Here is a 19,042-nt window from a genome sequence, read left to right as displayed (position 1 = left end):
GCGCGAGCAAAGCAACGAGAACGAGCAGGAAAAAACCAAGATGGACATACTGCAAACCCTGCTGATCACAGTGGTGATCTTTCTGGTGATCGTTGGCGGCTACCTGCTGTTGACCGGCCCGAACGTTGGCAAATCGCAAAAGCGCCGCATCGATGCGCTGCGCTTTCGGCATTCCGATAGCACCGATTCCAAAGTGGAATCGCAGCTCAAGAAAGCGATTGCGGCGCGCAAGCCTAAAACACACAAAGTTGCCGGTTCTGGATCACGCACCGAAGCCTTGGAAATGCGGCTTGATCGTACTGGCAAAGGCTGGACTTTGTCTCAGTACATCTATGCATCGCTTGGCCTTACCATTGGTGTTGCGGTCATCGTGTTCCTGCAAAGCGGCGCCCCCCTCTTGGCGCTCGGCGTCGGGGCTGTGATCGGCTGCGGGCTGCCGCACCTTGTTGTGGGATTCTTCATCAAGAAACGGACCAACGACTTTGTTTCAAAATTCCCCGACGGCATCGAATTGCTAGTGCGCGGTCTGCGCTCAGGTCTTCCAGTGGCTGAAACGCTCCAGGTTGTCGCCGAAGAAGTCCCCGGCCCTGTCGGCCTCGAATTCAAAAGCGTCGTAGAGCGCATCAAAATCGGTAAGACGATGGAAGATTCGCTTCAGGAAACTGGCGACAAGCTGGGCATTCCTGAGTTCAACTTCTTCACCATCACGCTTGCGATCCAGCGCGAGACCGGTGGTAACCTTGCTGAAACTTTGTCGAACCTTGCCGACGTGCTGCGCAAGCGTTCACAAATGAAGCTGAAGATCAGGGCGATGAGCTCCGAATCAAAAGCTTCCGCCTACATCGTGGGTTCTTTGCCCTTCATCGTCTTTGGCATGATCTATTGGATCAACCCTGATTATCTGGGCCAATTCTTCGTCGATGATCGCCTTATTATCGCCGGCCTCGGAGGGCTCATCTGGATGAGCATCGGTGCCTTTATCATGGCCAAAATGGTCAGCTTCGAGATTTGATCCGGGAGGGACTTGACTATGCTTGATCAACCAGCCGGACCAACGCTTCTTGGCTTTGACGTCATCCTCGTGGGAAGCATTCTCGCAGGATTAGCCGCCTTTGCCGTGATATTGGCAATCTATGCCGCCGTCACAATCAAAGACCCGATGGCTAAACGCGTGAAAGCGCTCGAAGAACGCCGCGACGAACTCAAAGCTGGCATTGTAACCGGCGGTTCGCGCAAGCGCGCCAGCCTTGTTCGCCGGACTGACACCACCGACAAGGTGAAGGACAGCCTGGGCAAATTGAACGTGCTCGAGCAGAGCCAGATCGAGGCTGTGCAGCAAAAGCTTGCTCACGCAGGCATTCGCAACAAAGAGCTTGCGGTGATCGTCATCGGCCTTCGCGCAATCTTGCCGATCATTTTTGGCCTCATCGGTTTCTTCCTCTTCTACTGGATCGATTATTTCGCTTGGGGCGATGGCTCCATGAAGAAGGTGATGGCTTTTGGTGCACTTGTGTTCCTTGGCTACAAAGGGCCCGAGATTTATCTCTCGAACCTTGCCAAGAAACGTACGCTTGAAATCCAAAAGGGTCTTCCGGACGCGCTCGATCTGCTCGTCATTTGCGCAGAAGCCGGTCTTACCGTGGACGCTGCATTCAACCGCGTCGCAAAGGAATTGGGCCGTGCCTATCCGGAACTGGGCGATGAATTTGCTCTTACCGCGATTGAGCTGTCTTTCCTGAACGAGCGTAAGATGGCGTTCAACAACCTTGCCTACCGGGTCAATCTCGAAGCGGTTAAGGGTGTTGTGACCACCATGGTTCAAACCGAACGTTATGGTACCCCGCTTGCCTCGGCCTTGCGTGTTCTGTCTGCTGAATTCCGGAACGAGCGGATGATGCGGGCTGAAGAGAAGGCAGCCCGACTGCCTGCGATCATGACCATTCCATTGATCATGTTCATTCTGCCGGTGCTGTTCATCGTGATCCTTGGCCCTGCGGCCTGCTCGATCAGCGATGCTCTGGTTAACCCAGAAGGCGGTGCGTTAGGTTAAGCGCCTTCAAACCAGAAAAAGGAGCCGGTGCGTTGACGGACGCGCCGGCTCTTTTGCTTTCAGGCCCCCAGCTTTGGAGCCAAATCTAGGTTCCAGATTTAGGTTCCGGTCTGCTGGGTAAGTATCCCGGCGCGCGCGCGGATCTTGGCGAGCATGGAACGCAGCGCTGCCTCTTCGGCCTCATCCAAGCCCTCGCACAGTTCCCGCTCCGTCGCCCTTGCGGTGGGCATGACCTCACTATGGATCGCCTCGCCCTCGCCCGTCAGAGCCAAAAGGTGCGAGCGGCCATCGCTTTCATTTGCAACCCTTGCGATAAGGCCGCGTTCCTCGAGCACTTTGCAGGCCCGGTTCACCGCAACCTTGTCCATCAAGGTCGCCTCAGTGAGCTCGCGCTGTGTCACCTGCCCGCCGTGGCTGCCCGCATCACCCAGAACAGCCATGACCCGCCATTCCGTCACCTTAAGGCCAAAGCGCGCACGGTATCGCTCAGAGATGAGCCCGCTCACCGCATTGGACGCGATGGATAGCTGATACGGCAGAAAGTTGGCGAGCTGAAAGTCTGTTGCCAGAGAAGCTTGTGATTTGGTCATGGGAACCAGTTTCTCATGAAACCAGTGTCTCTTCAAGACCACGCGCCATTCCGACTATTTGTAAGGACGTTCCTCCCACCACGGGTAGAAGTCTGGCAAATCCTCGCTGACCTTGCCGGGATATTGCGGCTCGCGCTTTTCAAGGAAGCTTGCGATGCCCTCTTTTGCATCTTTCCCGCGTGACAAGCGATAGATTGCCCGGCTGTCGATCTTGTGCGCTTCCATGGGGTGATCGGCGTTCATCAAACGCCACATCATCGCCCGGGTCATCGACACCGAAACCGCCGAGGTGTTGTCGGCAATCTCGCGCGCAATGGCTCTTGCATCCAAAAGGAGATCGTCGGGCGCATGGATGGACCGGATAAGTCCGCCATCCTTCGCTTCTTCCGCGCCAAAGACGCGGCCGGAATAGCACCACTCCAGAGCCTGGCTGATACCGACAAGGCGCGGTAGGAACCAGCTTGAGGCCGCCTCTGGAACAATCCCGCGGCGTGCGAACACAAATCCATAACGCGCATGGGATGCCGCAAGCCGGATATCCATCGCCAATTGCATGGTTGAACCCACGCCCACGGCAACCCCATTACACGCTGCAATCAAGGGCTTTTTACTCTCAAACAGGCGAAGCGTCAGAAGGCCCCCACCATCGCGCACACGTTCATCGGACAGATCATCGACCTGTGTGGGATCAGAGAAGACGTGCCCTCCCCCTTCCGGTGTCAGGTCAGCGCCAGCACAAAACGCCTTTTCGCCGGCGCCTGTAAAGATCACCGCGCGCACATCATCATCGGCATCAATGTCATCCATCGCTGCCATGATTTCTTCACCCATGGTGCGGGTGTAGGCGTTCATTTTCTCCGGGCGGTTCAATGTGATGGTGGCGATGCCATCGGTCTTGTCGACCAGAATTTGCGTGTAATCCGTCATCAAAATCTCTCCTGTTTGGCACACTTGGCACACTGTTCAGGGGGAGAAAAGATTTGAGGCCGGGTGGAAGCGCAAAACTGGTAAAAAAGGTAAGGTAAAAGGCATCAGCATCGCTGCCCTCATACATTGCCCAACCCCCTGTAGGACACCCCAAGTAGGATGGGCACAAAAAACCCCGCACTGTGGCATCCACGGTGCGGGGTTTTTTAGTCGGCTGGGTAAGAGGCTCAGGAGCCGCCCACCGCGCCTTCGCCGCTTGGCGCTTTGGCAGTGGCGTCACCGCCGCCTGTCAGGCCGAGCGCTTCGAGCATGTATTTCACGTCAGGCTTACGGCCTGCGAAATTCTCGTACATTTCAAAGTAGTCCATCGTGCCGCCGCGGCTCAGCACGGTGTCGCGGTAATGCTGGCCAGCCTCAAGCGAGAGCCCACCATTTTCGCGGAACCAATTGCGGCTGTCGTGGTCGAGCATTTGCGTCCAAAGATAGCTGTAATAGCCAGCCGAATACCCCGCAGGGGACGAGAAGATGTGGTTGAAATAGGTGCTGCGATAACGCGGCGGCACCAGATCAATCTCAAGACCCAGCTCTTCCAGTGATGAACGCTCAAACGCGGTCACTTTTTCTGGCGTATCAAGGGCTGCTGCCTCTTCCTTGGAAAGCGCGGCCCACTTCATATCGAGAAGCGCGGACGTCACCACTTCGCCAAAATCATACCCCTGGTTGAATTTGGAAGCCGCCTCGATCTTCTCGACCATCTCGGTCGGGATCGTTTCACCGGTTTCATAATGCTTGGCGTAGTTTTGCAGCACTTCGGGCCATGTCATCCACATTTCGTGAACCTGGCTTGGATACTCTACAAAATCGCGCGCGGTGGCGGTGCCGGAAAGTGTTTCATACTTCTGATCGGCGAAGAAACCGTGCAGCGCGTGACCAAATTCGTGGAAGGTGGTGTTGACCCAGTCAAAGCTGACCAATTGAGGCTCGCCCTCTGGCGCTTTGGGAATGTTGAGCACGTTGTAAATGACCGGCTTTGTGTCCCACATATAGCTTTGGTCGACGAAGTTACTCATCCACGCGCCGCCGCGTTTGGACGGGCGTTGGAACGGGTCGAAATAGAACAGGCCAAGCTCTGAACCATCGCGGTCAAACACGGTGTAGACCCACACGTCCTCGTGATAGACCGGCAGGTCCGTGCGGCGTTCGAAGGTCAGGCCGTACAGCTTTTCGGCCATGTAGAAGACGCCGTCTTCGAGCACTTTATCAAGGACGAAATATTCCATGACCGCGTCTTCATCGAGGTCGAATTGTTCCGCCTTGATCTGGTTGGCATAACGATACCAATCCCACGGCTTCACTTCATAATCGCCGCCATCAGCCGCGATCGCTTTGTTCAGCATGGCTGCCTCGCGGCGCTGTGTCGCGGCAAGTGCGGGGACCATCTGTTCCATAAAGGAAAGCGCGGTTTCAGGCTTTTCGGCCATGCGGTCCCACATGGTGTAGGTTGCCCAATCGGGCTTACCAAAGATCGCCGCTTTTTCTGCACGCAGTTCTGCGATGCGCGCGATCAGCAGGCGCGTATCGATATCGGTCTTGCCATCGGCGCGGTGATAGCTTGCCTCAAACAGTTTTTGGCGAGCCTCGCGATTATCAAGCGCTGGGATAAGCGGCTGCTGCGTCGTGTTTTGAAGGGCGATTGCATATTTGCCTTCCTGGCCAATGCTGGCGGCAAAATCGGCTGCTGAACGGATGTCGCCTTCGGAAAGGCCGGCAAGTTCATCGGCGCTATCAAAGATCACCGGTTGATCCGCCATCGCGCCGCGCGCTGCTTGCCCGAATTCGGTGGTCAGCTTGGAAAGCTGCGAGTTGATTTCCTTGACCTGCTCGACCTGCGCTTCGGTAAGAAGCGCGCCTGCCTGAACCATGCCATCATAGGTGCCTTCAAGCAGCTTTGTGTCTTCGCGGTCGAGGCCAAGAGACGTGCGCTTGTCGTAAACCGCTTTGACGCGGGCAAACAGTTCCGGGTTCAAAGTGATGCTGTCACCGTGTGCGGTCAGCTTGGGGCTGATCTCGGTGTTGATCGCATCGAGGCGGTCATTGGTGTTGGTGCCGGTGAGCTGGAAAAACACGCGTGCCACGCGGCCAAGCATACGGCCCGATTTCTCAAGCGCGACGATGGTGTTCTCAAAGGTAGGCTCTGCCGGATTGTCGATGATCGCCTGCACTTCGGCAGCCTGGATCGCCATGCCCTGTTCGAATGACGGCACGTAATCGTCTTCGCTGATCTTGGTGAAGTCTGGCGCCATGAACGGCAGAGTGCTGTCAGAAGCGAAATAGCCGGTGCCTTCGGGGATCGACGCAGTGGGCGCAGAATGCGGAATAGGCCGCGCATCAGCGATCGTGGCGGTATACCCTCCCTCATCTCCTGTGGTCGCGCAGGCGGCAAGAGCAAGGGTGGATGCAGAAAGAGCGAAAGAAGCGAGTTTGCGCGTCATGGATGGACGACCTCTTTTGGAAATTGACAGTGGGCACGCGGCCAAAGGCCCGCGCACTTTTTGGATGTGGGACTGTTAGAATGTTGCATTGCAGGACGCAACTTGAATGGAGGATGGACGACTTGTCGGCTCGACGAGCGTCATTAGCTCCCGATCTGATAGGTTATCGACGTTGTGTAAAATGACCGGATCGGTTTGCCGTTCACATCAATCGCTGGATCGAATTCAGCGAAACGCATCTCGCGGCATGCGGGCGATTCGAGCGCTTTTGTAACGGTCAGGTCGTTCAAAACACAGTTCTCGACCTCGCCCATTTCGTCGACCGTCACACGCACACGGATAATCGCGCTTTCCCCCCTGCTGAGCGCTGCGCTTGGATAGGTTCGCTGAATGCGCTTCACGACCCGGTCGATATTCTTCAACATGGGCCGCTTCGCAACAGTCATCTGCTTCTCAACGTCAAACCCCCATTCGCGCACCATGTCCTGTGTGCAAGTGTTAAGCGCCTCGAAGGCTGGCCCGAGCGGGCCGGTTTCGAACCGCACGTTTCGGCGGCCTTGCGAAAACGACAGAAAGTTGATGTCTGCTGCGAGTTTATTGTCGAGTTGCGGGATACCGGCTGCGCCCTGCTCCGAAATTTCACCGAAATGGACGCTGGAAAAAACAAGCGCGTACTTATGCTGCCCGATGTCGCCTTTGAAAGGCTCGCTGGTAAAGGGCGCTATCGTCTCTGAAAAGCGAACGTTGGTCTCTTCGCGGCCTTCAAACCGGCGAAAAGAAAGGCCCGCGACAGTCACCCCTGCGCTGGCAGAGGGAAAATGTTGGTCAAGAATAAGGACGTGCATGTCTGAACCTTCGCCAAACGTGCGCGCCAAGCGGCATTTGGTTTCGCCGTAGTGGACGTTCCATGGCGAGCTTGGCGTAACCACGACTGGATCGTTTTTGGCCGCAAGCCCTGTACCGGTTGCCAAAAATGCTGTGGCTCCAACGACACCCAAAGCTGCAAAACGCATACTACGTTCCCAAAACAAAAAAAGCCCGGCGACATGGTGTCACCGGGCTTTCGATATTGCAACAAGCTAGCTTGTATTAACGCGGGGCCATGCGGATTGCACCGTCGAGGCGCACGTCTTCGCCGTTGAAGTAACCGCACTCGATCATGGTCATGGCAAGTTTGGCGTATTCTTCAGGCATGCCCAGACGCTTGGGGAATGGCACGGATGCGGCCAGAGCATCTTTCACCTTTTGCGGTGCTGCGTTCATCAGCGGGGTTTCGAAGATTCCGGGAAGGATCGTGTTCACACGGATGCCTTCGCTCATCAGGTCGCGCGCGATTGGCAAGGTCATGCCAACAACGCCGCCTTTGGATGCAGAGTAAGCCGCCTGGCCCATCTGGCCATCTTCTGCGGCAACCGACGCGGTGTTCACGATTGCGCCGCGGTCACCGTCTTCGGAAAGCGGGTCAAGCTTCAGCATTCCAGCAGCAGATTTGGCGATGCAGCGGAACGTGCCAACGAGGTTCACCTGAATGACAAAGTCGAACGCTGACAGCAGGAAGTGCTTCGTTTCGCCGGTAAGCCCGCCGTTTTCATCACGCACGCGGCTGGCCGTTTTCATGGCGTTGCCGATACCGGCGCAGTTCACAAGAATGCGTTCCTGGCCGTGGGCTTCGCGCGCCTTGGCGAAACCTGCATCAACGTCCTCTTCGCTGGTCACATTGACCTTGCAGAAAATGCCGCCGACTTCCGCAGCGATTGCTTCGCCTTTTTCTTCGTTCATGTCGAAGATCGCGACCTTCGCGCCTTTGGCAGCAAGCGCGCGAACGGTTGCGGCACCAAGGCCTGATGCACCGCCGGTGACGACGGCTGGGGTGTTGGCTGAAACTTCCATTAGCTTTCCTCTCTAGGGCTTTGATTCATTGTGATTTGCTTAAAGGCTTTCAATGATGGTGACGTTGGCGACGCCGCCGCCTTCACACATCGTTTGAAGACCATATTTCTTGCCGTGACGCTTGAGTGCGTGGACGAGCGTTGCCATAAGCTTGGTACCCGATGCACCCAGCGGGTGGCCAAGCGCAATCGCGCCGCCGTGTACGTTCAGTTTCTCAGGATCGGCGCCCGTGTGCTTGAGCCATGCCATCGGCACAGGGGCAAACGCTTCGTTCACCTCGTAAAGGTCGATGTCCCCGATTTTGAGGCCGGCACGTGCCAGCGCTTTATCGGTCGCGAACAGCGGCTCTTCGAGCATGATCACAGGGTCGCCTGCGGTCACTGTCAGATTGTGAATACGCGCCATTGGCGTGAGGTTGTGGGTTTTGAGAGCTTCTTCCGAAACGACCAAAACCGCTGAGGAACCATCGCAAATCTGGCTTGCGCTGGCCGCTGTTACCATGCCGCGTGGGTCGATCAACTTGACCCCGGAAATGCCTTCGATTGTCGCATCAAAGCGGATGCCCTCATCCACCGTATGCATTTCGGTGCCTTCGGGCGTTTCGATTTCAACTGCCACGATCTCATTTTCGAACGCGCCTGCCTCGGTCGCCGCTTTCGCTTTCATGTGGCTGTTCAACGAAAATGCGTCGAGCTCTTCCTTGGTCATGCCGTGCTTCTTGGCAATCATTTCAGCGCCCATGAACTGGCTGAACTGCACGCCGGGATACTTCGCTTTGACGCCGTCAGACATGTAGTTTCCAAGGCCCTCTTTCATGTGGAGCGTCATGTTGGTGCCCATCGGAACGCGGGTCATGCTTTCAACGCCGCTTGCGATGACGATGTCCTGCGTACCGCTCATCACAGCCTGCGCTGCGAACTGGATCGCTTGCTGTGAAGAACCGCATTGACGGTCGATGGAAACGGCGGGGGTCGATTGCGGCAAGAGCTTGGATGCAAGAACGCCCATGCGCCCGACTTGTCCGGCCTGTTCGCCCGCCTGACTGACGCAGCCGGTCACCACGTCATCGATAGCGCTGGGGTCAACGCCGCTGCGCTCGACCACTGCGTCGAGTGATTTTGCAAGCAGATCAACCGGGTGAACCCCTGCAAGACGGCCTCCACGGCGCCCTCCAGCAGTGCGAACAGCATCGACGATATAAGCAGTGGCCATGATGAGACTTTCCCTTCCCGTTTACGTAAACGTTTCAATTTGCCACTCGCCTATTGCAGCGAGGCTAATCGGAATCAAGCGGCCATTGATTAGCCTTGTAGTCTATGTCGCATCCAAGCTGAGCCCAAAAAGATCAAAGAGTGAGCGTGTGACGCCGGCAGGCGCGGTTGTCAGCTTTCCCGAAAACGGTTCTGCAGCTTGTTTATGATTACCTTCAAGTTAACGACCAAACTGCGGAATTTGCAGCCTAACGCTCGGGAAACTCAGCTCATCGTCCAGACGCAAAATCCTGTGTTGCAATCACGTTACACCGCTGTGTTTTGTTTGTGCCACGCTGTGACAATGCTTTTCTTAGTCGGGCATTTCAGCCACATCGCGGCACAGGGATGGACATGTTGTGCGTTAGTCAGCTTTGCTGTGAACGGGAAATCCGTCGCTGACGCATACGATCCGTCTTAAGAGAGACTGAGTATGCCTCAACCATCAATTCGGATGGGTCACACTCAGTCAGTGTTGGTTTGAACATGAAACTCGTTTTCGAGCGGATTTTCAGGCCGTCATTAGGGGTAATTATCCAATGAAAATATCATCACAACTACGCCTGAGTGCCGGCAGCTTTGCTGTTGGTCTTGCTCTGGCTGCTACGCCTGCGTTCGCGCAGGACGCTGATGTTACGACGGATGGAGCGGCGGAAGAAGAGGGTAATCAAATCCTCGTCACCGGTTCACGTCTTAACGTTAACCCAAACCTCACCTCGGTTAGCCCGGTTCTCGCTGTTGATGCAGAAGAAATCGCGGTTCGCGGTGTTGTCGACATCGAAGACCTCACCAACGCTCTGCCGCAGATTTCTGCTGCACAGACCGCTGACCAGTCGAACGGTGCATCGGGTACCTCGCAGCTTGACCTTCGTGGTCTTGGTGCCCAGCGTACCCTGACCCTGATTGATGGCCGCCGCCTTCCTTATGGTGACTCGGCTTCGATCGCCGTCAACCTCGACCTCGTCCCAACCCAGCTGGTTGAGCGCGTTGAAGTTCTGACCGGTGGCTCGTCTGCTGTTTACGGTTCTGACGCTGTTGCCGGTGTGGTGAACTTCGTTCTCAAAGACGATTTCGAAGGCGTTGCATTCGACGTTCAGTACGGTTTTGCTCAAAGCAGCAACGGCCGTGAAATCTTCGAGCAAGTTCTAACAGCCGCGAACCAGCCATTCCCTACTGGTTCCGTCACTGACGGTGAAGAAATCAGCGCATCTGTCACCTTTGGTGCCAACATTGCTGATGGCCGTGGTAATGTCACTGGCTTCCTCGCCTATCAAAACCGTAACGAAATCAGCCAGGCTGACCGTACAGCTTCCGCTTGTACGATTGGTGCCTCAACCGGCAACTTCTCGGCAAATGGCTTTGGTTGTATTGGTTCAGCCAACTTCCGTCTGTTCTCGGGGAATGCGGCTAACGGTGCACCTTTCTTCTTCCAGCAAGAAGATGGCACAATCACAGATTTCGTGGGCGGCCCGGCTGAAACATTCAACTTTGGTCCACAGAACTTCTTCCAACGTCCTTCAGAGCGTTTCCAGATCTACACCAAAGCGACTTATGAGCTTGATGGCGGTCACGAACTGTTTGCTGACTTTGGTTACACCGATGTCGTTTCAGATGCGCAAGTCGCGCCATCTGCATCCTTCGGCTTCTTCCAACGCAGCATTAACTGTGGCAACCCATTCATTCAGGATGCATCGCGTCCTGGCGGTGGTTCGATCGCGACTGACGTGCTAGGGTGTACTGCCCAGCAGATTGCCGATGATGAAGTCATCACTGGTCTCACGGCATCTCACCGTAACGTCGAAGGTGGTCCGCGTAACTCACGTCTTGAAAACCGTGCGTTCCGTCTCGTTGGTGGTGCTCGTGGTACGTTTGCTGAATTCTTCGATTACGAAGTGTTCGGTCAGTTCTCGGCAACCCGTGATGAAGACACATCAACCAACGACTTCATCATCGCCAACCTTGACCAAGCTCTTCTGGTAACGACCGACGCAGACGGCAACGCTGTTTGTATCGATCAGTCGAATGGCTGTGTCCCTTATAATATCTTCCAGCGTGGGCCAGGTGGCGAAAGCCTTGTGAGCCAAGGTGCGCTCGACTTTATTCAGGGCGTCGGTATCACTACTGGCGAAACTGAGCAGTTGGTTCTGGGTGGTACTATCCAAACAGATCTCAGCGAGTTTGGCATTCAGTCTCCATTCGCTGAAGATGCAGGCGTTGGTTTCCTCGTTGGTGCTGAATACCGCGAAGACACACTGGACGCGACACCTGACCAAATCAGTCGCCAACCAGACGGCGGTTTCACCGGCGTTGGTGGTCCGACCCTTCCGGTCTCTGGTACTTTGGAAGTTACCGAATTCTTCACCGAGCTTCAGCTTCCACTGGTCACAAACCGTCCGTTCTTCGAAGAGCTCGTGTTTAGCGCGCAATATCGTTATTCCGACTACACTGCTAACGGTAACGGCACGTCGAACAGCTTCTCGACTGACACATATGGTTTCCAGCTTTCCTGGGCACCGACACCGGACATTTCGTTCCGCGGTCAGTTCCAGCGCGCAGTTCGTGCACCAAACGTGGTTGAGCTGTTCACTGGTCAAAGCACTGGTCTTCCAGACCTTGCCCAGGTTGGTACCGATGCCAACGGTAACGGCATCTTCGATCCTTGCTCGACAGCGGTTCCTGTTGCCAGCGCAGCAGCCTGTGCAAATACCGGCGTTACCGCTGCTCAGTTCGGCAACATTCCTGACGTTGCGGCTGGTCAGACCCAAGGTCTGTTTGGCGGTAACCCGAACCTAACGCCTGAAAGCTCGGATACGATTACCTTTGGTGCCGTGTTCCAGCCGACCTTCCTGCCAGGGTTCAACGCCTCGGTCGATTACTTCGATATCTCTATCGATGACGCAATCGTTGCAGGTCTTGGTGCTCAGACCATTCTGGACAACTGCTTGGAAACAGGCGAAGATGTATTCTGTAACCTAGTCCAACGTGACGCCGCTGGTTCGCTTAATGCAAGTGGCCCGGGCGTCGGCTTTACGCTGACAAACGTCAACGCGGCTTCGCTCGAAACCAGTGGCTTGGATTTCCAAGTCAACTACGAGTACGATCTTGGCAGCGCTGGTGCGATTAGCTTGAACTATGCGTCAACCTACCTATTCTCATCTGACTTCACCCCGTTCTTGGGTGCACCAACAGTTGAGTGTGAAGGTGAGTTTGCCGGTCAGTGTGGCCAACCAACCGCTCAGTATCGTCACCGTGCCCTGCTCGGTTGGGAAACCCCACTCGAAGGTCTGACGGCAAACATCACCTGGCGCCACTTCGGCGGCGTTGATAATGACTCAGCCACACCGCAACCAGTTGAACTGTCCCTCAACGCGGTGAACTACTTCGACCTTTCGGTTCGTTATGAAGTGTTCGACGGCATCGTTGCTCGCGCAGGCGTTAACAACGTCTTCGAAGACAACTTCCCAGTGTCGGTTTCGGCTGGTCCGGCGAACAACGGTAACGGCAACACCTACCCAGGTGTGTACGACACCGGTCGCTTCTTCTTCTTCGGCTTCAGCGCTGAACTGTAAAGAAAAGCAGACACTTAAAATTGCAGACGGCGGGCGTGAAAACGTCCGCCGTTTTTGTTTGAGTTGATGAGAGCCGTGCAACGCCTCAAAAGCCGTCAAATCTGGCATCCAATGCAGTGCAGCAATCCGCCTTCAATTCGCCCATGGCACACTGTTGCATTCAAGTTACACGTCTTTGCATTTATTGCGCACCGCCTTCGTGCTGCTCTTCCAAATCCCTCATCTTAGCTTAACCCAACATTCAGGGACTGACTGGCTAGCCTGGGGGAGATGATTCTGCCTCGTTAGCAGGATGCCCGTCAGAGTGACCGGGGCGTGATCATCCTCTTCGTAGTGATCGAACCCCGTTCTTTTTCGTGCTGCACCACCCCCTTGGTGGTGCAACTTTTTATGAGGGTAAGCACCACATGAGAACTTCATCTAAACTTCGTCTTAGCGCTGGTTCGCTTGCGGTCAGCGTTGCGCTGGCTGCGAGCCCGGCCTTCGCGCAGGACGCAGAGCAGGACCAAGAAGAAGCATCGGTCGAAGACACCGTCGCTGAACCCCAAGGTTCGATCGTTGTTTCCGGTACGCGTATCAAGCGTCCGAACCTCGATTCTACGGTTCCAATCACCTCCGTGTCGGCCGACGAATTGCTCGAAAACAGCTCGGTAAGCCTCGGTGACGCGCTGAACGAACTGCCTTCGCTGCGTTCAACCTTCAGCCAGTCAAACTCAAACCGCTTCATCGGTACATCAGGCCTCAACCTGCTTGACCTTCGCGGCCTTGGAACAGACCGTACTCTGGTTCTGATTAACGGCCGTCGTCAGGTCGGCGCCCTTCCAGGCGACTTCCGTATCGACGTGAACACGATCCCGTTCGAGCTGCTCGAGCGTGTGGACGTGATCACCGGCGGTAACTCGGCGATTTACGGTTCGGAAGCTGTTGCTGGTGTTGTTAACTTCATCACCGCACGTGACTTCGAAGGCGTGTCGATCCGTGGCCAGGCTTCTGTCACCGATTTTGGCGACCGTGGTCAGCAGTTCATCTCTGTCACCGCCGGTCAGAACTTTGCTGACGGTCGCGGTAACATCGCTGTCTCGGCTGAGTACTCAAACGCCGAACCGCTGTTCAACACCGACCGTGACGGTCAAACCGGCGCATTCAGCGGCCGTGACCAGTTCAACCGTCAGTCGTCCGATCCAATCGGTCCGAACACCTTCGGTTTCTTCAATGGCGTTCGCAACGGTAACATCACCGACGGCACTCAGATCCTTCAGATCTCTTGTAACACCAGCACTCCTGCGCGGGCGGCGGCAACCTGTGCGACGGACCGCGATGGTGCCGTGGTTACTGCCGGTGGTACACAACTAGGTGCTATTTACGGCTTCCTGCCAAACGGACGCCTTGCGCGTAACCAACCTGACTTCGATTTCCGTCGTTTCGGCAATAACAACACGATTGGCGGCTTCGGCTCAACCCTTACGAACACCGGTCAGCTTGCACCGGGCCTTGACCGTTACACTGTAAACGTCCTTGGTCGTTACGAAGTGTCTCCGGCTCTCGAATTCTTCTTCGAAGGTAAGTACAACAAGCTCGACGCTCTCCAAGAGGGTCAGCCTACGTTCCGCTTTGGCCAGGAATTCGTCACCCTCGACAATGCGTTCCTGAACCCTGAAGATGCAGCGTTCATCGATGAGAACTTCTTCCCAGGTCGCGGCGGGTTTTTATACTCGCGTTTCAACGTCGACCTTGGTGGCCGTTCCGAAATCAACGAGCGTGAAACATATCGCATTGTTGGTGGTGCTCGCGGTAGCTTCAACGATGACTGGAGCTACGAGATCGCTGTAAACTACGGTCGTCTCGACACGTTCCTCACCAGCCGTAACCAGATCCTTACTGAGAACTTCGCCAATGCGGTGGATGCTCAGTTCGATGCTAATGGCAACATCGTTTGCGGTATCAACAACGATGCCGACACAACCAACGATGACGCAGCTTGTGTTCCGATCAACATCTTCGGTGTTGGCAGCCCAAGCCAGGCGGCTATCGATTACGTCAACTTCGATTCCACCCGTGATGAGAACGCTGAGCAATTCGTTGTTTCGGCATTCGTAAGCGGTGACTTGTCGCAGCTCTTCGAACTGCCAGGTGGTCCAATCGGCTTTGCTGTTGGTGGTGAATATCGCCGTGAAACATCGTTCTCTGAGTTCGATCCGATCACACAATCTGGCGCGACCTTCTTGAACATTATTCCAACGTTCGATCCACCAGCATTCACAGAAAAGTCAGTCTTCGGTGAAGTCCGTATTCCGCTGCTTGCAGACGTTCCGTTCTTTAACGAACTGACCGTTGAAGGTGCAGCACGTTATTCGGACTACAACACGGCTGCTGACGGTGTCTTCACCTGGAACGCAGGTGGCGTGTGGTCACCGGTTGATGGCCTCCGCTTCCGCGGTAACTTCAGCCGTTCGATCCGTGTGCCGAACCCATCGGATTTGTTCTCTCCACAGTCGCAGAACTTCGCGTTCATCGCCGACCCGTGTGACGTTCTGAACCTGCCACAGGGTAACTTCCCTGCAAACCGTCAAGCTAACTGTGCGACGCTTGGTCTGGGCGCGAACTTCGAGAACACGCCTGCACGTACGCAGTCGCTTCCGTTCTTGACCGGTGGTAACCCGCTTCTTCTCGAAGAGGAATCGGACAGCTACACGATCGGTTTCGTGTTCGAGCCAAACTTCATCCCTGGCTTTGCGTTTACGGCTGACTACTACAACATCGAGATCACTAACGTGATCGCGGGTGTGGGTGCTCAGGCTGTGTTGAACAACTGCTTCGATGCTCCAACAGCTTCGTTCCCGAACAACAACTTCTGCCCTTCAATCAACCCACGTGACGCGGATGGTTTCTTCGCTGATCCGGTTCTGATCGGTGGTTCGTTCAACTTCGCAGCGCTGGAAACCGAAGGCATCGACTTTGACATTCGCTACAACCGTACGTTTGACAACGACAGCCGTCTGAGCCTGCGTGCGATTGCGACCTACGTTCTGCGTAACGTCACCTTCCTTGATATTGCGAACCCGGATGTTCCGAACCGTATTCGCTCTGAGCTGGGTGACCCAAGCTTCGCAATGACCTTCTCGGCTAACTACGAGACCGGTGCATTGAACCTTGGTTACGACATGCGTCTTGTTGGGCGTCAGCTCATCAACACCTTCGAATCTGAGTTCGAATTCAACGGCAACCCGCCAACCAACCCGAACTCACGTGGTCAGGTCTTCTACAACGAAGTCTTCTACCATGACGTGCGTGCCGAGTATGAAATCGACGAACGCTTCACGTTCTACACCGGTGTGGACAACCTCACCAACGAACTGCCACCGCTCGGCCTTACAGGCACCGGCGGCGACTCAGGCATCTTCGATGTCTTCGGCCGCACCTACTACGCTGGTTTCCGCATCGATCTTCCATAATCGATCGCAACCAACACAAAGAAAGGGCCCCGGGAAACCGGGGCCCTTTTTTATTGAGCGTTAGAATTATACGAGATGCCTGAGGCGGGGCTTGAGGCGAGACTTGAAGCAGGGCCAGGAAAGGGAAACGTGCCCCTGCCCTTTGCTGGAGGTTGAACTTAGGAGACGATTTCCATCTTCAGCTCGCCATCGCCCTCATCAACCTTGAGGGTAACACCGTCAGACACCTTGCCCTCAATCAGCATCTCAGCAAGCGGGTCCTGCAAATAGCGCTGCACCGCACGTTTCAACGGCCTTGCGCCATATACAGGGTCATAGCCCACCCGGCCAAGCCACCGCAGCGCTGCGTCGGAAAGATCAAGCGTGATCTTGCGATCATCAAGCAGCTTTTGCACGCGCTTGACCTGAATTTCGACAATCGGTGCCATGTGCTCCATCGCCAAGCGGTGGAACAGGATGATCTCATCCAGGCGGTTGATGAATTCGGGCCGGAAGTGTCCGCGCACCACATCCATCACCTTCTCCTCAACATCGGCGACTTTCCCGTCATCGGGCAGGTTCGCCAAATGCTGTGAACCAAGGTTGGACGTCAGGATGATAAGCGTGTTCGAGAAATCGACTTTGCGTCCCTGCCCATCGGTCAGATGCCCATCATCGAGCACCTGGAGGAGCACGTTGAACACATCACTGTGCGCTTTCTCGACCTCGTCGAACAGGACGACCTGATAAGGACGCCTGCGCACCGCTTCGGTAAGCACCCCGCCCTCGTCATATCCGACATAGCCCGGAGGCGCGCCGATGAGCCGCGCAACAGAGTGCTTCTCCATGAATTCCGACATGTCGATGCGGACCATCGCTTGATCATCGTCAAACAGGAATTCAGCGAGCGCCTTGGTCAGCTCGGTTTTGCCAACGCCGGTTGGGCCGAGGAACAAGAAGCTACCCATGGGACGCCCCGGATCCTGCAGACCAGCCCGCGCGCGGCGAACGGCTTTGGAGACTGACACAATCGCCTGCTGCTGGCCGATGACACGTTTTCCGAGGATCGCCTCCATCTCAAGCAGCTTTTCGCGCTCACCCTCCATCATCTTGTCGATAGGAATACCGGTCCAGCGGCTGACAATAGAGGCGATGTCCTCTTCGGTCACTTCTTCGCGAAGAAGCGCGTTATCAGTCAGGCCTTCAGCCTCTGCCAGCTTCTTTTCAAGCGCAGGGATGGTGCCATAAGAAAGCTCACCCGCCTTGGCGAGGTCACCTGAACGCTCCGCCTGTTCGAGCTCAAGGCGCGCTGCATCAAGTTCTTCCTTGATCCGGCCCTCGGCCTCGATCTTGTCGCGCTCATTTTGCCACCGTGTGGTGAGTTCGGACGATTCCTGCTCAAGCTCAGCAAGCTCTTTGAGCAAATTCTCAAGCCGCTCGGCGGAAGCCTTGTCATCCTCTTTTGCAAGGGCGGACTCTTCGATTTTGAGCTGGATAATCCGGCGATCAAGGGTCTCGATTTCCTCAGGCTTGCTCTCCACCTCCATCCGGATGCGCGAGGCGGCCTCATCCATGAGGTCGATGGCCTTGTCGGGCAGGAAGCGGTTCTGAATATAGCGGTCGGACAGTTTGGCCGAAGCCACAATCGCGCTGTCGGTTATGCGCACGCCGTGGTGCAGCTCATACTTGTCCTTGATACCGCGCAGGATCGAGATCGTGTCTTCGACCGTCGGCTCTTCGATATAGACAGGCTGGAACCGGCGTTGCAGCGCTGGGTCCTTCTCGACATATTTCTGATACTCATCGAGCGTGGTCGCCCCGATGCAGTGCAGTTCGCCGCGCGACAAAGCAGGTTTGAGGAGGTTGGATGCGTCCATCGACCCTTCCGAAGCCCCTGCCCCGATTAGGGTGTGCATCTCGTCGATGAAAAGGATGATGTTGCCATCGGCATGGCGCACCTCATCAAGGATCGACTTGAGCCGCTCTTCAAATTCACCGCGATATTTCGCGCCTGCAATGAGCGCGCCCATATCAAGGCTCATCAAAGTGCGCCCTTTGAGGCTGTCGGGCACATCGCCATTGGCAATGCGCAAGGCCAGTCCTTCGGCAATCGCGGTCTTACCTGTGCCAGGTTCGCCGATGATCGCAGGGTTGTTTTTGGTACGCCTCGCCAAAATCTGGATCGTGCGGCGGATTTCTTCATCGCGGCCAATGACGGGGTCCAGCTTACCCTCGCGCGCGGCCTTGGTCAGGTCGCGGGCAAACTTCTCCATCGCATCATAAGTGCTTTCAACATTCGCGCTGTCGGCCTTCTTGCCGCCGCGAAGGTCTTCGATCGCAGTGTTCAGGCCTTGCGCGGTAACGCCAGCCGCTTTGAGCGCCTTTGATGTTACCTCGGGCTGAGCGGCAAGTGCGGTTAGCACCCGCTCTACGGTCACAAAGCTGTCGCCCGCTTTGTCAGCAAGCCCCTCGGACGCATCGAGCACCCGGACAAGGTCATTGTCCATGCCCGGTGTCGATTGCGCACCAGAGCCGGTTACCATCGGGATTTTCGATAAAGCGATGTCGACCGCGCTAGTCGCCTGTTTCGCATCGCCGCCTGCGCGCTGAATCAGGCCAGCTGCCATACCCTCTTCATCTTCGAGAAGCGCTTTGAGCAAATGCAGCGGAGTGATCCGTTGATGGTTCATGCGGATCGCAACCGTTTGCGCGGACTGCAAAAAACCCTTGGCGCGGTCGGTGAACTTTTCGAGATTCATGCCTGTTCCCTCATGTGATTGCCCCCTTTAGTTAGTGTTGTATTTCAGCAACACAAGAGCTCTGGGCAATTTTCCTCCGAACGG

At 55.7% G+C, this 19,042-nt stretch carries 11 protein-coding genes; 4 read left to right on the top strand and 7 right to left on the bottom strand.

Annotation, left to right across the window (positions count from 1 at the left end; translation table 11 throughout):
* Positions 1-40: 40 nt before the first annotated feature.
* Together EH31_RS08920 and EH31_RS08915 are read left to right on the top strand one after the other, a co-directional pair.
* The gene (locus EH31_RS08920) at positions 41-1,012 is read left to right on the top strand and encodes a type II secretion system F family protein (protein ID WP_034959802.1); all 972 of its coding nucleotides are present in this window, start codon (positions 41-43) and stop codon (positions 1,010-1,012) included.
* An 18-nt stretch (positions 1,013-1,030) separates the two neighbouring features.
* The gene (locus tag EH31_RS08915; RefSeq protein WP_034959801.1) at positions 1,031-2,050 is read left to right on the top strand and encodes a type II secretion system F family protein; all 1,020 of its coding nucleotides are present in this window, start codon (positions 1,031-1,033) and stop codon (positions 2,048-2,050) included.
* A 98-nt stretch (positions 2,051-2,148) separates the two neighbouring features.
* On the opposite strand, the gene EH31_RS08910 is transcribed toward EH31_RS08915, so the two are convergent.
* From EH31_RS08910 to EH31_RS08885, 6 genes are all read right to left on the bottom strand, one after another.
* Entirely contained in the window at positions 2,149-2,640 is a 492-nt protein-coding gene (locus tag EH31_RS08910) for a MarR family winged helix-turn-helix transcriptional regulator (RefSeq protein WP_034959800.1), read from the bottom strand.
* 54 nt (positions 2,641-2,694) lie between these two features.
* Complete coding sequence (locus EH31_RS08905) at positions 2,695-3,567, bottom strand: crotonase/enoyl-CoA hydratase family protein (protein WP_034959799.1); 873 nt, start codon at positions 3,565-3,567, stop codon at positions 2,695-2,697.
* Between the two features lie 227 nt (positions 3,568-3,794).
* Complete coding sequence (locus EH31_RS08900; protein WP_034959797.1) at positions 3,795-6,059, bottom strand: M3 family metallopeptidase; 2,265 nt, start codon at positions 6,057-6,059, stop codon at positions 3,795-3,797.
* Positions 6,060-6,202: 143 nt separating this feature from the next.
* On the bottom strand, positions 6,203-7,072 hold the full coding sequence (locus tag EH31_RS16895) for an energy transducer TonB (RefSeq protein ID WP_051699095.1): 870 nt from the start codon (positions 7,070-7,072) through the stop codon (positions 6,203-6,205).
* Between the two features lie 76 nt (positions 7,073-7,148).
* Positions 7,149-7,949: an SDR family NAD(P)-dependent oxidoreductase gene (locus tag EH31_RS08890; protein ID WP_034959795.1), complete on the bottom strand. Its 801-nt coding sequence runs from the start codon at positions 7,947-7,949 to the stop codon at positions 7,149-7,151.
* 39 nt (positions 7,950-7,988) lie between these two features.
* Complete coding sequence (locus EH31_RS08885; protein WP_034959794.1) at positions 7,989-9,161, bottom strand: acetyl-CoA C-acetyltransferase; 1,173 nt, start codon at positions 9,159-9,161, stop codon at positions 7,989-7,991.
* A 577-nt stretch (positions 9,162-9,738) separates the two neighbouring features.
* On the opposite strand from EH31_RS08885, the gene EH31_RS08880 reads away from it, so the two are divergent.
* Both EH31_RS08880 and EH31_RS08875 read left to right on the top strand, forming a co-directional pair.
* Positions 9,739-12,768 (top strand): TonB-dependent receptor domain-containing protein, encoded by a 3,030-nt coding sequence (locus EH31_RS08880; RefSeq protein WP_034959793.1) that lies wholly within the window; start codon positions 9,739-9,741, stop codon positions 12,766-12,768.
* A 407-nt stretch (positions 12,769-13,175) separates the two neighbouring features.
* Positions 13,176-16,220, top strand: coding sequence for a TonB-dependent receptor domain-containing protein (locus EH31_RS08875; protein WP_034959792.1), 3,045 nt, complete (start codon positions 13,176-13,178; stop codon positions 16,218-16,220).
* 158 nt (positions 16,221-16,378) lie between these two features.
* On the opposite strand, the gene clpB is transcribed toward EH31_RS08875, so the two are convergent.
* Positions 16,379-18,958, bottom strand: a complete 2,580-nt coding sequence (gene clpB / locus EH31_RS08870) for an ATP-dependent chaperone ClpB (RefSeq protein WP_034959791.1) — start codon at positions 18,956-18,958, stop codon at positions 16,379-16,381.
* Positions 18,959-19,042 lie beyond the last annotated feature (84 nt).

This window comes from Erythrobacter longus, from assembly GCF_000715015.1.
Lineage (GTDB): Bacteria > Pseudomonadota > Alphaproteobacteria > Sphingomonadales > Sphingomonadaceae > Erythrobacter > Erythrobacter longus.
This window is presented reverse-complemented; position numbering and strand designations above follow the sequence as displayed.